This window comes from Synechocystis sp. FACHB-383, assembly GCF_014698605.1.
Taxonomy (GTDB): domain Bacteria; phylum Cyanobacteriota; class Cyanobacteriia; order Cyanobacteriales; family Microcystaceae; genus Synechocystis; species Synechocystis salina.
The window spans coordinates 120,666-135,464 of record NZ_JACJTJ010000050.1 but is presented as its reverse complement, the minus strand read 5'-3'; the positions used below and the strand labels follow the sequence as shown (position 1 = coordinate 135,464).

The following is a 14,799-nucleotide window of genomic DNA, read 5'->3' as shown; positions in this document are numbered from 1 at the left end:
TGTCCCGTTTCTCGTTTCAATTTAAGCAAATCCTGAACGGTCGTTTTGCTTACTTGAAACTGCTCTGCTACTTTTCTAATTGAGGTTCCACCACCTTCATAGGTCTTGACTATCCTTTCTCTTAGATCAACTGATAGAGCTGGCATTTTACTTTTCGATGAACTCCCCTGAATATTTGTCCCTCATTGTACCACCTCGTCATAGAATCCGCCGTAAGAACTAGTTAAGAAGTGGGGATACAATATAAAATAAAAACATTTGTCCGGTGTTCTCAGTCCCAAAATTCTGAGAATCATGGCCAGTTACGGAGTGGGCTAGCGAGCCGTGGAGCCCTTACTTGCGAAGCGTTTTCGGTTTAAGTTGATACCCAAGAAGTGATTGCTAGATCATTGGAGTGCAAGTTGATGTAAAAAATTGCACTGTTATGGCAACTTTCATAGATTTGAGGTTACTTTGGTAATTTCAAAGTCTTGGTTTTACTAATATTGGGCATGCCTCGGTTTTGTGCAAATCGCTATAAAAAAATATCCGTTAGTCCGCAAATGAGATAGCTGGTTCTTATGATCTTGTTCGGTAATGACTTCAAGTGATGCCAGCTCCGGAATCCAGGCTATCCAAGCACCAAAATCAGTGTATCAGTGTGCCCCATTAAAATAGCTGTACCCAGGCAGAGCAAAAGTGTTAGCGATCCTCTTTTCGCTGTTTTTGCGTCTCCGAGGGCAATTCCCCAAACATGGTTTGATAGGCTTTAGCAAACTGACCTGAGTGCCAAAATCCCCATTGATTAGCAACAGCAACAACACTGGTTGCATTTGGGTCTGCTTGCTTCAACAGTTGCCTAGCACCATGGAGCCGCTGGGCCTTGATATATTCCATCGGCGTTACCCCAAAGGTACTTTCAAAGCTGTAGAACAGGGTTCGACGACTGACACCAAGGGTCGTGTACAAATCCTTGAGGGTCAGAGGCTCCTGGAGATGGGCGGCGATGTAATCTCGGGCTTGGTTTGCTAGTTGGGCTTGCCGACGGGGATGCGGTGGAAGACGAAATTCAGTTTTTCGCCGAGGAATAGCGTCAACTAACAGGGGCACAACATCGCCAATAATCATTTGATGGTAATCGGGTCTTTCCAGCAATGGCGATCGCCACTTGACCAATTGCATCAGGTCTTGCATATAGCTCCGATATACAGAGAGCGTCCTTGGTAGATGTATTAAATCTTGCTTGAGAAAATGATCGTCCAAATCATCCCGTCGCATCGAGGCCCGAGTTGCGTCAAAAAGGTCTTGCCGCACTTGAATTTCGCCTAATTGCATATTCTGTTGACAGAAACTATCGACGCTGCGAGTTGTATCAAATCCCGCTAGGGTGTTCTGATCGAAAGGGCACTGATGCACGTAGGATAACCGCTTGTCCGCTACTAAGGGCAGCGAAAAACTGATAAATCCTGGGCGGCGCTCTCCGCGCATTTGAATTGACGTTTGTAACTCAGCAAAAGTCAGTACCAAGGCACCTAAATCAATTTGGTATAAATTTATTTGAAAGAGAGCCAGGCTGAGGGGACGCACGTGATAATCCCGATGAGTGCTCATAAACTCCGAGGCTTCGTCCCCATCTGAAAATTGCCGTCTAAACAGCCGCATACTGGAAATTTGGATCGTTTTGATGGATGAATCTCCGCCAAATCGTAGCACGGAGGGCATCGCGTCTGCCAATCACACCAAGCTTAAGCGGGGGAGAATTTCAATGTTAGAAACAACCATTTCAATGGCGGCGGGGAATCGATATTGATCGCAGTTAAGTGATCAATTTTCACGTCATTAATTGTTCAGTTTTCAAAAATGCAATATTTATTTCTAGGAATTCATGTTATCAACTAACTAGGTGGTCTTGGACTACCCTGCACAATTTGCTGTCTATTATCCCTAGGAGATTTGACCATGAAAGTTGATCGCCCCAATGCCCAACCACTGACCCCCGAAGAAGCCCAAGAACTCAACCGTTTACGTACCCTAATTGAAACGGCGATCGCCGATGGGGTCGTTACTGAGGATGAGTTATCAGCTATCCGCACTATGGCGTTGACCCCCAAGCCCAGTTACGAACTCCTCTCCCAAGAATTAGCAATGTACCGTGAGTTGGTCACCAGCAAAGTCCAGGCGGGGCTGCTGGTCGCCGAACAGTTTTCGGAATGAGGACAAGCGACGATTATTTTAATGTTGCCCATGGACCGAATGCCACCCCCCTGACTAACCGTTATCGTCGTTGGTGGCCTCACTATCACAATTGAATCAATATGACATTGTGTTAAGTAATAAAGGCAACAAAATGACCAGATCCTAACCGCATTTAAGAAAAGTTAACAATGGGTTGCACTCTTGTGATCTGCGGATAAGTTTAGATACTGGACAATGAAGGGTGTTTATTTAAGTCAATTTAAAAACATCTTTAATGGTGCCTTTAGACGCTTTACTGTGTCCTTGCTGTACCCCTGCCCTTCTGCATAGTTTGGCCCAATCGTATCCGGCGCTGTTGTCGCGCCAAATGCTGGTGTTGGGAACTGGGGCTTTAACCGCCGTAATGGCCCAGACAGAACTGAGGCAGACCAAACAACATGATTTACGGGAGGCCAACTAATGCAACGTAAGTCACGACTATTGAGAAGACTGATGGCGATCGCCTTTGCCCTATCGCTGCTCATCGGTAGCCGGTTCGTGCTTCCAGTCTTTGCCAAAAGCCCTTACGACATCGTTATCCTCAATGGCAGGGTGATGGACCCAGAAACCAATTTTGACGACATTCGGAATGTCGGCATCAAAGATGGCCGCATCGCCACCATCACCGAAGATGCCATCTCTGGGCAAGAAACCATTGACGCCACCAATCATATCGTTGCCCCTGGTTTTATTGATACCCACTTCCATTGGACTCGCCCCATCGGCTACAAAGTAGCGTTGCGAGATGGCGTGACTACGGCAATGGATTTGGAAGCGGGCGTGTATGGCCCCCGCGTGGATGAATGGTATCAAATGCATCAAGATCATAGCCAGGTGAACTATGGCACTGCCTCCGGCCATGAGTTTGCCCGCTCTAAGGTCACAATGAATTTACCAGATGAAGACTTGCTAGATGCCCCCTACTCAGTTGTGAGATCCCGCGGGGCAGGGATAGGTTGGTCGGATGATGTGCTGGAGCTTGAGCAGGGTAACCAGATGCTCACTCTAATTGATGAAGGTTTGCGCCAGGGGGCCCTTGGCGTTGCGTCTACCGTGGGCTATTTCCCAGGAGCCACTGCCCGAGAAATGTTTGAAGTGCAGCGGGTTGGCGCTAACTATGGTCGTCCGACATCAGTTCATCTGCGCTATACCCCTGGCACCATCACCACCGAACCGAACGGTGCCCAGGAAATCCTCTCCAATGCCGTTGCCCTCGGGGCCCCCGCTGTGATCAATCATTACAACAATCCCGGCTGGCAGATGGTACAGGAACTACTGGTGCGCCTGCGTGAACAGGGGCATAACGTTTGGGGAGAAATTTATCCCTATGCGGCCGGGATGACCACCATCAATGCGGCTTTTGTCCGCCCGGAAAACTGGGTGGACACCCTGGGGCACAAATACGAAGACACCATGCAAGACTCGCTCACCGGAGAATTTTATACCTTAGAAAAATACCAGCAGGTGCTAGCTAAGGCCCCAGCCACTCAAATTGTTCTCTATAAGATGCCACCGGATGACATTCCCGATTGGTGTCGCTTGCCGGGGGTGATCTACGCTAGCGACGCCATGATGATGCCCATGGCCTGGGACGACGCCCCAACTTGGGATATGCCCTATGAGAAGATTCCCAACACTCACCCGCGATTGGCCGGTACCCACGGGACTTGTTTCCGCCTGGCCCGTAAACACAACATTCCCCTGATGCAGATCTTAGCGGCATCAAGTTACAACCCAGCTAAATACCTAGGTAATACAGGACTCGAAGCCATGCAGGAGCGGGGTCGCTTGCAGGAAGGCATGGTGGCCGACATTGTGGTCCTTGATCCGGTAAAGGTCACCGATAACTCGACCTATGCCCAGGGCACTCTACCGACGACGGGCATTCCCTATGTACTCGTCAATGGCGCGATCGTTGTCAAAGACTCAGAAGTGCTGAAGGATGTCAACCCTGGTCAGCCCATTCGCTTCCCTGTGGCACCGAAGCCACGCTTCCAATCGCTAACACTTGAGGACTGGCAAAACAAGTATTTGGTCTCTCCCACTGGCTTTGGAGCTTTAGATAAGGACGTGTTGAATTACTAGTTTTGGGTCTTCTCAGACTCTTTGGATCTAGTTGTCCGTTTTTTATTCTTCCCCTTCATAATGATTAAACTGTTAAATCGATTACAATCTTCCCTATTAATGTTCTTAAATTAATTTCAATCATCTTTAGGAGTTTAATACTTTGTTTAAATCGTATTTTTTACTTACCGTCTCCACTGCATTATTCCTGGGGGGAAGCCTCGCGCCTGTCATTGCTGGTGAATTTAGAACAGGTAATTCGATTAACTCTCATCTAGAAACAGTTGATTTAGCTCAATCTCCGACCGGAATGACGGTTCAGGATTTAGCGGGTTTTAATGGCATTATTACGGCGTTGAATGTTACTCCCAATGGCAAATATTTAATTGTTGGCACCGGGGATAACACGGTTAATTTGATAGATATAGAAAAACAAAAGGTAGTTTACACTCAAAGGAGTAAAGTCAACGACTTTTCTGATATTGCAATTAGTGAAAGTGGACAATTGATGGCGATCGCCGCTGAAAATAATGTAGAGATACGGCGAGTCTCCGATGGAACAAGGATCAAATTCCTCAGTGGTCACACCAACAAAGTTAGTGGTGTTGCCTTTAGTCCCGATGGAAAAATTTTAGTCAGTGTCAGTGGTGGCGATCGCACCATTCGGATTTGGGATGTGGAGTCTGGGGACTTGTTGCAAACATTAGGGGACAATATTGGCCCGACCACCAGCGTTGTGTTTACCCCCGATGGTAGTCAATTCATCACCGGGGCGATCGGCGATGATCGCACAATTAAATTTTGGGATGGCCAAACCTATGAATTACTGAAAACGACAGAAAAACAACCTGGTTTTGTTAATGGTTTAGCGGTGACTCCCAACGGTGCCAACTTAGTGGCCGCTGTCCGCAACTTTGTCAAAATTTGGGATTTACCCAACGGTCAAGAAGTTCATTCCACGAAAGGCCCAAGCTTAGAAATTAATACCATTGCTGTTTCCCCTGATAGTCAACTAGTGGCCACTGCCAATAAAGAAGGAAGCATCATGCTTTTTGACGTTAACACAGGTAAATTAATCACCACCTTGCAGGGTCATCAAGGTTGGGTTCTTTCCCTTGCCTTTAGCCCCGATGGAGATACTCTGTACAGTGGTGCTGAGGATAAAATCGTCAAAATTTGGCGAGTCGAATAGTTGCAAAATTCGCTCTCTTGGTTAACCTTTTGATGGGTTCAAGTTGCTGACCAATTTAATCTAGCTGTGGAAAACTAACATCATGAAAAATTCGCCCTTAATTGCGCCGTCGGATACCAAAATTAAGTTAAAAGAATACGATCCAGCTTTCACTGGCAAGTATAAAAACAAAAAAGATGCAGAGGAAAAACTCGCCTCTGATGTGGAGCGCCTCAAAGATTTTCAAGCAAAGCTTTATGCCCAGGACACCTATGGTGTATTGCTAGTTTTTCAGGCCATGGATGCGGCCGGGAAAGATGGCACCATTAAGCATGTGATGAGTGGCGTAAATCCCCAGGGTTGCCAGGTATTTAACTTCAAATCACCGTCAGCAGAAGAGTTAGATCATGATTATCTTTGGCGCTGTTTTAAGTGTTTACCCGAGCGGGGACGCATTGGTATTTTTAATCGCTCCTATTACGAAGACGTGATTGCGGTGCGGGTTCATCCAGAATTTTTAGAAAAACAACGACTTCCACCGTCAAGTAAAGGTAAAGACATTTGGCAAAGGCGTTTCAAAGAAATTAATAATTTTGAAGAGTACCTTGTTGACAATGGCATCATCGTCATCAAATTTTTCTTAAATGTATCTAAAGAAGAACAAAAGAAAAGATTCCTTGAACGCATTGAAGTGCCAGAAAAAAATTGGAAGTTATCTCCCAATGATGCGAAAGAGCGACAGTATTGGCAAGATTACCAGTTGGCTTTTGAAGATATGTTGACCCATACCAGCACAGAGAAAGCACCTTGGTATGTCATCCCAGCGGATAACAAGTGGTATATGCGCTTGGCCGTGGCTGATATCATCTGTTCTCGGTTAGAATCCCTGGATTTACAGTATCCGGTGGTTGACGATCGCCAAAAGGCCGCTTTGCAGGAAGTGAAATCCCTTTTAGAGGCGGAGAAGGATTGAGTTAGGGCCAATGTGGTTGATGGCCTGAAAGCTTGCTGATGGACTTTTTCGATAACTCTAACTATTTTGAACTATTCTGCAAAATTTGCCTTTCCAGACCGAATTAAACGATATTTTCCTGCGTTGGACTGGCTGCCCCACTATCAGGCGGCCTGGTTGAGTCGGGATTTGATCGCCGGTTTAACGGTGTGGGCGGTGATGGTACCGGAAGCCATGGCCTATGCCGGCATTGCTGGTGTTCCGCCTCTCATCGGTCTCTACACAGTGCCTTTTCCCCTATTTGCCTATGGGTTGATGGGCACTTCCCGCACCATGATTGTGGGCCCCGATTCAGCCACCGCTTTAGTCTCAAGTGTCACAATAGCGGCGATCGCCAGCCAAGGTTCTGGGGAGTACCTAGCGTTAACGTCAGCTATGGCTATGTTGGTGGGGGCATTCTTCCTGCTGTTTGGTATTTTCAAAATGGGCTGGGTGGCTAATTTTATCCCAGTCCCAGTGATGAAGGGATTTATCCAGGGTTTGGTCTGGATTACCATCATTGGCCAAGTTCCCAAGCTATTTCGCATCGAAGGGGGAACGGGAAATTTTTGGCAAAAGTTGGCCGCAATTATCCAGGAACTGCCCCAAGCGGATCTCACCACTGTGGCCATGGGGGTGGGCAGTTTGGGGGTTTTATTTGGGCTAAAGCGTTATTTTCCCCGCCTCCCTTCCGCATTTACAGTGGCCCTGGTATCGATTTTGGTGGTAACGGTGTTGGGGTTAGAAGGCCGGGGGTTGGATCTAATCGGTTCCATTGACGCTGGCCTACCACCGTTGGGAATCCCCCAAGTAACCATCGATCAGTTGCAGGGGATTACCGGGGGAGCATTGGCGATCGTGCTTTTGGGCTATGCCGAATCCCTGGGGGCGGCCAGTGCCGCAGCAGTCAAAACAGGTGAAGAAATTGATCCCAACCAGGAGTTAATCAGCCTTGGCCCCGCCAACTTACTTTCTGGCCTTAGCTCCGGCTTTTTAGTGGTGGGTAGTTTATCCAAAACATCGGTGGCGATCGCCGCTGGGGCCAAAACCCAGATTACCGCCATGGTTATGGGGATTTTGGTAATTTTAACCCTACTGTTCCTAATGCCATTGTTTAGTAACCTATGCCATGCAACTTTGGCGGCGATCGTGATTGAAGCGATGCTAGGGCTAGCAAACTGGAAATACTTCAAGCAGTTAAAAAAAGTCAGCCCGGTTGAGTTTTATGTGGCAGTTTTGGCCTTTTTATGTGTGCTCTTTTTGAGTGTCTTACATGGTATTGCTGTGGGAGTAATTGCTTCCTTATTACTATTAATCCATCGTGCCAGTCATCCGGGAGTTGCAATTTTAGGGAAAATACCAAACTCCGAAATGTATCGCAATATCGCCCTACACCCAGAGGCCAAAACACTGCCAGGGTTATTAATTTTTCGGTTTAACAGTAGCCTAATTTTTCCTAATGCTAATTACTTTCGTGCCTCCGTAAAAAATGCAATTCATTCTGCCCAGAGTCCAGTTAAAACCGTGCTCATCGACGCAGAAAGTATCACTTTGGTTGATACCACTGCGTTGGAAATGATTGCCAAATTACAACTAGAGCTAGCTAACCAGGGGATTGTTTTAGCCTGGTCAAGGCTGCGGGATCCTGTAAGAAATACAATGTCCACTGTTAAATTGGAGCAACAAATTGGCCTTGAAAACTTTCATGATCGCATTACAGATGGAGTCATGGCATTTACAACCCAAAACAGTAACAATGGAATTTAATTTTCACTAAAGACATAAATATTATTGGGTAGTTCACACAATGTTTCAAAGCTACGCTGATTGGGCAATTATTGCCGTATTTATTGTTTTTTATAGTCTCATTGCTAAAGCCATTGGTCGCACATGGATTTCCGATGCAATGGTATTCGTCATGGCCGGTTTTTTGTTGGGAGACGATGGACTAGGGTGGCTACATTTCAATGTGACCTCGGAAAATCTGGAAACCATTGTTGAACTGACGTTGGCGTTAATTTTGTTTACCGATGCGGCCAATGCAAATTTGCCAGTGTTGAAAAATAGTCTGCGCTTGCCGTGGCGATTATTGGCCATTGGTTTGCCGTTAACGATCGCCTTGGGGTTTGGGATCAGTTCCCTATTATTTCCCCAATTTAGTTGGGTGGAGGCAGCTTTGCTAGCGGTCATGTTAGCGCCGACGGATGCCGCGTTAGGGAAAGCGGTGGTGAGTAACACCCAAGTGCCAGACAACATTCGGGAGGATCTAAATGTGGAAAGTGGCTTAAATGATGGCATTTGTGTGCCGTTGTTGTTGTCCCTCTTGGCGATCGCCGACAGTCAGCAAATTCAAGGTAGTCCCACGTCATTATTGGTTAGTCTATTTCTCCAACAGATTGGGATCGGGGTTTTAATTGGTGTCAGCTTTGCCTTTATTGCCACCCAAATGAGACATTTTTTCCTGAAAAAGAACTGGGCGGCTCCGGATTGGCAACCGGTATTACCCATCGCCCTTGCCGTAGCCTGTTTTGCAACCTCCCAGCAATTAGGGGGCAGTGGGTTTATTGCCTGTTTTGTCGGCGGCTTAATGTTTGGTGGACTTAATCGCCAACAACGGGAGCCTTTGTTGATTGCGGCGGAGGGGGCTGGTGATGCTCTGTCGTTGATTACCTGGGTGGCATTTGGCTCTTCCATTGTGGTGTTGGTTTTTGCTCAAATCACTTGGCAAGCAGTGGTTTATGGGTTGCTCAGTTTGACCCTTGTGCGGATGGTGCCGGTGGCGATCGCCTTGTTCGGACTGAAACAAAATCTATACACCGTCTTATTTGCTGGGTGGTTTGGCCCCCGGGGACTAGCGAGCATTGTGTTTGCGGTAATGGTTTTGGACGCTCGCCTACCCTACAGTAGAGAGATTGCCGTGGTTGTATCCCTGACGATTATTTTTAGTGTTATTGCCCATGGTCTGAGTGCTACGCCCCTGGCTAACCGCTACGGTCGTTGGTGGTCTCACCATCAAGTCAAGAACCCCAGTCATTAGTTGATAAGAAGGCGATCGCCTCAAGACCAGTTCTATTTATTAGTTATGTTTACATTAAAGCGAATTAATCAACACTACTTTATTTCTATCTGCACGCTTTGTTTTTTGGGGATCACCAGTCCAGCTTCCTTAATGCCAAAGGCTCAAGCTGCGGAAACCATCGATTTTGTCTATGACTCCATCCAAGAAAGCTTAAAGATTACATCGCTAGAAAAGTTTGTTGCTGATGGAACCATTGATAACAACTTAGGATTTTACTTTGGTCTGTTAAATATTAATGAAACCGAGCAGCAGCAATTTCGTGAAATATTAACCAAACAAATTGATATTAGTCCTGTCCTTTTATCCCGGCTCTTAAAAACTGATGAGGGAGAAAGATTACTAGATTTTTTTGGGAATATTATTGAAATACAAGGAGGGCGCAATGGGGCGATCGCCCTACGAGGGGCAATTATTTCTGCCGCCTTTTCCCCGGATGGACTGACCCTGATTAATTTCCTAGAAAATTTACCGGTTGATGTCCAAATTGACATTAGACAGTCCCTTAAATTTGCACAAAATATTGATATTGTTGTTAAAGGCACTGAAATATTTGTTGATAAAGTCGCAGAACTTTCAGCCAAAGAGGCTCAACAATCTCCCCCCATTGATTACAGCCAGCTTCCTGATTTAACCACACCGGGCAAGTTCACCTTTACAGAGCAAAAATGGATGCTCGAGGACAAGAACCGCAATCGAAAATTTTATGCCCTAGTGTATCAGCCCAATCAATGGCGTCAGCCGAAAACACCAGTTGTCGTCATTTCCCACGGGTTAAGCTCCAATCCAGAATATTTCCAGGATAAAGCGCGCCATCTAGCCAGTTATGGTTTCTTTGTCATTGCTCCCCAACATCCCGGTAGCGATGAAACCTATAAAAATGAATTTGAACAAGGTTATTATGCCGATGTTTCTGATGTTAATGAATTTATCAACCGTCCATTGGATATTAGTTTTACCTTAGATGAATTAGAAAAGCGCAATCAAACAGAGTTTGACGGCAAACTAGACCTGGAAAATGTTGGACTTTATGGCCATTCCTATGGAGGGTATACTGTTTTAGCGTTAGCGGGGGCGACTCCTGCTCCTAATTTTCAGCAGCTAGAACAGGATTGCAACAAAGATTTAAGTCGCCTCAACACTGCCTTACTGCTAGAATGTCGTGCCCTAAATTTAGAACGTCAAAGCCAAGATTTTCGAGATGAACGGGTTAAAGCCGTTATCGCCGCGAACCCAGTCAATGCAAGTATTTTTGGACAGGAAGGAATGGGAAAAATACAAATTCCGATCGCCATTGGGGCCGGAAGCTATGATCCAGCAACTCCTTTTATTTTTGAACAAATTCGTTCCTTTCCTTGGTTGACAACTCCCCATCGATATTTATTTCTTGAAGAAGGTCAAACTCATATAGATCTTTCCAAGTTAGATGGGGGCATGAGTAAATTAATGGCCATGATTCCTAAAGTAAAACTGCCGAGTCCCCAACTGATTAGCCGCTATGGCCGTGCCGAAATAATTGCTTTTTTTGAAGTTTACCTCGCGCAAAAACCCGACTTTCTTCCTTACCTTGACCCGGCCCATGCCGCCTACCTTAGTGAGGGAGAAGAATTCAAAGCTTATCTAATCACCCAGAAATCTGCGGCTGAACTCATTCAGGCGGTCAGTGAATTTAAACGTGAACATGGCATTGAATAACGTTGACCCTAATCCCTTAGCCCCTTATGTAAGACTGTGACCCACTGGACTCTCTTCTCTCCCTCCCCTCGCCGCCGATATCTTTTGGTTGGACTGACGGTGTTGCTCTCTTTTTGTCTGTTATTAGGCACATCATCAACGGCGATCGCTCAGATGATTCCTGGTATTGGCTTTACGGAAAAACAAGTCACCAACTCTGCTTCCATTCCTATTTTTGAATCGGGCAATCTCTATTTAGCACCGGTATTTTTAGATGGGCGAATTATTGGCACTGTCACCTCTTCAGCTTCCATTACCTACTCACAGGATCAAAACAATAATTCTAATGAAAATTTCCGACGTCATATTGCTGCGGAACGTGCTTATTTAATCCACAATAAGCTGCAAAAAATATTGGACAACATGGCCCAATATACAAGATTTATGACGAAGCAGGGAATTCTAACGGAAGAAGAACAGAAAAAAGAGTTATTAAAAAACCTCAAAATTAACGTTGCAACCTATCAAGATTCCTATGCCGTAACCATTGGATTTCCCGAAACAGATGTGCCCTCAATTTTATACACCGTAACCCGTTCCGATATTGAGCGAGGACGCTTCGATAGTTCTGAGCCAATAAAGATTGCAGAACGGGCAGCACAACTCACCCAAAGGGAACTGTTAAAGGCATGGCAACAACGGCAAATCCCCTATTTAAAGCAACAACTATGGAAATCAATTTGGACATTAATCAGTCTTGTTGCGGTTAGTTTGGTGATTTTATGGCTACAAAAAGTTTTACGTCATCGGTCTCATATCTACCAAAATAAGTTGTATCGACTTCAAGATAACTTATTAGATGAACCATTACCTGACAGCCCCGTTGAACAGTCCTATGACTTTTCCCGCAGGCTACAATTGAACTTCAAAGTGGCCCAAAAAATTAGCTTCAACGCACTCTATCGGACGCTCTCATTTTGGGGTCAAGGACTGTTGTGGGTCTTAGGCATTGGATATCTCTTCAGTTTGTTCTATTGGACACGGCCGCTCAGTAACTGGATAATTGGTATTTCTATACGGGGTTCTGATATCCAGTCCTTCAGCAGTTTAAACATAACGTTCCCTCCCTTAGACTGGTTATTAAGCTTTGGACGCGATGCCAACCTGGGTTTTCCCCTGTGGCTTTTTTTAATCTTCTTTCTGATCCGAGTCACCTTAAAAGTAGGAGATGCGGGATGTGATTACTTCGCCAATTCTTGGAGTAGTCAGAGCCGAACTAACCGTCGCCATTTAAGGATTCCAACGCTAGCGACGGCCTTTAAAAGTTGGTTGCGGGCTTTTTTGGCGTTTTGTGTTGGGGCTTTTATTGCTTATCATATTCATGAGCTAGGGGCATTTACTCAAACGATAACGGTGATGCTGGGGGTCGTTAGTTTTGCAGTTTCCCTGGCCTCCCAAAGTCTTTTAAAAGATATAATCGCCGGCTTATTGATTTTGTGGGAAGACCAGTATGCCATTGGGGATGTGATTATGGTGGAAAACTATGCGGGAGCGGTGGAAACTCTATCTTTACGGATTACCCAACTACGCAATCTAGATGGGGAGTTAATTACAATTCCCAATGGACAAATTGGAATTATTAAAAATTTATCGAGTGATTGGTCTCGGGTCAATTATGCAGTGGAAGTGAGTTATGATGCTGACCTCGATGTCGTTATGACTGTCATTAACGATGTTGCACAGACATTAGCCCAAGATCCAGAGTGGCAGGAACTCATTTTAGAGCCCCCTGAAATTTTAGGTATTGACAATTTAGCTAATACAGGAATCTTGATTCGATTAATTATCAAAACCCAACCACTACAACAGTGGATGGTGGCGCGTCAGTTGCGTTATCGGCTCAAGTTTGCCTTTGATAATGCTGATATTGATATTGGTATCCCCAAACATCGCCTCTATTTAGAGCAAGATGCAAGGGCGATCGCCGCCGCCTGAATTAAATAGGGGCCCCATCAAATTTTGCTCAACAACCATGACTCAAAATATGGAATCTGACCAAAAACAGCAGGAATCTGTTTCCCCAGTTTCTCCTCCAGGAAATAATCTGGAAAAGCCAGCGGGCACCCCTGGAAACGTGTCTCAAAAGAGCCGAAAATCCTCTGCCCTTGTTCGCGCCCTGCCTGTTCTGGTGCTTGCGGCCGCTTTTGTGGGGTGGGGATTTATCGCCCAAATTCCCGTTAAAATCGTCGGCCAATCGATTATTCTCATCCCCCGTTCCAAGGTGGATTTTCAGGCCCGCAGTAGTGGCCGCATTGTTGCCCTGGAGGTGCAGCCTGGCGATCGGGTTACTAAGGGTCAAGTGTTGGCCATCATCGAAGCCTCGGAAATTCGGGAGGAATTATTAACAAAGCAACAACAACAGGCGGAATATGAAGCGGAAAACTTGGCGATTTCGGCGATCGAGCAACAACGATCCCAACTGAAAGTCGGTAGTATCGGTACCCAAGCCGGAGCAATTCCCGTACAAATTCAAGCCAATCAACAACAAATTAAATCCAACCAACAAGAACAGATTGCTATTGACCGTCAGCGCAATACTTATCGGCAACGCCTCCAACAAATTGATGAAATCGATAAACTCATTGCCGCCCGCTTCGAGGCCTACAATACCCTCGTCGCCGAAGGTGCGGTGGCCCCGTTAGATCCTAGTCGGATTCAAGCGGAAGATGTTTTACAAAAAAATCTCAATGAAAAAACCCAACTGTTGGCAAAATTGGAGGATTTAACGGCCAAAGGGGAACAGTTAATGGCTCAGAATAAGAGTCTTGCGGCCCAGAATACGAACCTTGTGGCCCAACTGGAAAATTTAGGGGCGCAAAAATCTGAAATTTCCCTAGACGATCTTGAATCAGATACAAAAAGACGCAATACCATTGACAACCTCAAACGAGAAATTGCTAATATTCGGGTCAAATTGGCCACCACTAGCCAAATAGTCAGTGAATACAATGGCGAGATTTCCAGTATTGCCGTTAATCTGGGTCAATATGTCCAACCCGGAACCAGCTTGGGCACAGTGCAAGTTGCTCAAAAGCAGGAAACTCAACCAGTGGCCCTAGCATTTTTTACGCCGGAGAATGCCGATCGCCTCGATGTGGGGATGACTGTGGAAGTAACTCCCAATCGATTGACTGAAAGACGTTTTGGCGGCACCAGAGAACGCTTTGGCGGCATTGTTGGTACGATAACCGATGTTTCCCAGGAAACGATGACCCCCGATGAAGTCACTAGCCTCGTCGGCAATCCAGAACTGGCAGAAGCATTAATGACCAATCCTGTGCCCTATTCGGCCCCCGATCCAGGTGAAGCCGAAAATCTACCCGTCGTACAAGTAGAAATCCAACTGAAACGCGATGCCGATAACATTACCGGCTATCAATGGGTGAGTGGCAACCCGCCCCCAGAAAAAATCCCAGAAGGCTCCATCGGAGAAGCACGGGTCACCATCGAGGAGCGATCGCCGATTGATTACGTCACCCCCCTGCTGCGTTGGATCACTGGCATTTATCATCGATAATTGCTCTACCCTAGCGTCTGTGCTTAGGTCGT

Annotated in this window: 10 protein-coding genes and 1 pseudogene; 10 read left to right on the top strand and 1 reads right to left on the bottom strand. The window is 46.1% G+C overall.

The features are described from left to right. Nucleotides 1-681: 681 nt before the first annotated feature. On the bottom strand, nucleotides 682-1,641 hold the full coding sequence (locus H6G45_RS16050) for a helix-turn-helix domain-containing protein (RefSeq protein ID WP_190599399.1): 960 nt from the start codon (nucleotides 1,639-1,641) through the stop codon (nucleotides 682-684). Between the two features lie 297 nt (nucleotides 1,642-1,938). On the opposite strand from H6G45_RS16050, the gene H6G45_RS16045 reads away from it, so the two are divergent. The 10 genes and pseudogenes from H6G45_RS16045 (at nucleotide 1,939) to H6G45_RS16000 (ending at nucleotide 14,767) form a co-directional block, all read left to right on the top strand. Further along, the gene (locus H6G45_RS16045) at nucleotides 1,939-2,193 is read left to right on the top strand and encodes a hypothetical protein (RefSeq protein ID WP_190599398.1); all 255 of its coding nucleotides are present in this window, start codon (nucleotides 1,939-1,941) and stop codon (nucleotides 2,191-2,193) included. Between the two features lie 256 nt (nucleotides 2,194-2,449). After that, entirely contained in the window at nucleotides 2,450-2,635 is a 186-nt protein-coding gene (locus H6G45_RS16040) for a hypothetical protein (RefSeq protein WP_190599397.1), read from the top strand. Further along, complete coding sequence (locus H6G45_RS16035; protein ID WP_190599396.1) at nucleotides 2,635-4,299, top strand: amidohydrolase family protein; 1,665 nt, start codon at nucleotides 2,635-2,637, stop codon at nucleotides 4,297-4,299. Before H6G45_RS16040 ends, H6G45_RS16035 begins: the two co-directional genes overlap by 1 nt. A gap of 289 nt (nucleotides 4,300-4,588) precedes the next feature. Further along, nucleotides 4,589-5,470: pseudogene (locus tag H6G45_RS16030) on the top strand (WD40 repeat domain-containing protein); the annotation flags it as partial. An 82-nt stretch (nucleotides 5,471-5,552) separates the two neighbouring features. Further along, on the top strand, nucleotides 5,553-6,422 hold the full coding sequence (locus tag H6G45_RS16025; protein ID WP_190599394.1) for a polyphosphate kinase 2 family protein: 870 nt from the start codon (nucleotides 5,553-5,555) through the stop codon (nucleotides 6,420-6,422). Nucleotides 6,423-6,488: 66 nt separating this feature from the next. Then, the gene (locus tag H6G45_RS16020) at nucleotides 6,489-8,207 is read left to right on the top strand and encodes a SulP family inorganic anion transporter (protein WP_190599393.1); all 1,719 of its coding nucleotides are present in this window, start codon (nucleotides 6,489-6,491) and stop codon (nucleotides 8,205-8,207) included. Nucleotides 8,208-8,247: 40 nt separating this feature from the next. Continuing rightward, nucleotides 8,248-9,477, top strand: coding sequence for a cation:proton antiporter (locus tag H6G45_RS16015; protein ID WP_190599392.1), 1,230 nt, complete (start codon nucleotides 8,248-8,250; stop codon nucleotides 9,475-9,477). A gap of 132 nt (nucleotides 9,478-9,609) precedes the next feature. Next, nucleotides 9,610-11,211, top strand: coding sequence for an alpha/beta hydrolase (locus H6G45_RS16010; protein WP_199309813.1), 1,602 nt, complete (start codon nucleotides 9,610-9,612; stop codon nucleotides 11,209-11,211). Between the two features lie 36 nt (nucleotides 11,212-11,247). Then, on the top strand, nucleotides 11,248-13,185 hold the full coding sequence (locus tag H6G45_RS16005) for a mechanosensitive ion channel family protein (protein WP_190599390.1): 1,938 nt from the start codon (nucleotides 11,248-11,250) through the stop codon (nucleotides 13,183-13,185). Nucleotides 13,186-13,222: 37 nt separating this feature from the next. Next, nucleotides 13,223-14,767, top strand: coding sequence for an NHLP bacteriocin system secretion protein (locus tag H6G45_RS16000; RefSeq protein ID WP_190599389.1), 1,545 nt, complete (start codon nucleotides 13,223-13,225; stop codon nucleotides 14,765-14,767). Nucleotides 14,768-14,799: the final 32 nt, after the last annotated feature.

Coding starts and splice junctions, on each gene's coding strand:
- H6G45_RS16050 (WP_190599399.1), bottom strand. CDS start 1,641: ATGCGGCTGTTTAGACGGCAATTTTCAGATGGGGACGAAGCCTCGGAG.
- H6G45_RS16045 (WP_190599398.1), top strand. CDS start 1,939: ATGAAAGTTGATCGCCCCAATGCCCAACCACTGACCCCCGAAGAAGCC.
- H6G45_RS16040 (WP_190599397.1), top strand. CDS start 2,450: ATGGTGCCTTTAGACGCTTTACTGTGTCCTTGCTGTACCCCTGCCCTT.
- H6G45_RS16035 (WP_190599396.1), top strand. CDS start 2,635: ATGCAACGTAAGTCACGACTATTGAGAAGACTGATGGCGATCGCCTTT.
- H6G45_RS16025 (WP_190599394.1), top strand. CDS start 5,553: ATGAAAAATTCGCCCTTAATTGCGCCGTCGGATACCAAAATTAAGTTA.
- H6G45_RS16015 (WP_190599392.1), top strand. CDS start 8,248: ATGTTTCAAAGCTACGCTGATTGGGCAATTATTGCCGTATTTATTGTT.
- H6G45_RS16010 (WP_199309813.1), top strand. CDS start 9,610: ATGCCAAAGGCTCAAGCTGCGGAAACCATCGATTTTGTCTATGACTCC.
- H6G45_RS16000 (WP_190599389.1), top strand. CDS start 13,223: ATGACTCAAAATATGGAATCTGACCAAAAACAGCAGGAATCTGTTTCC.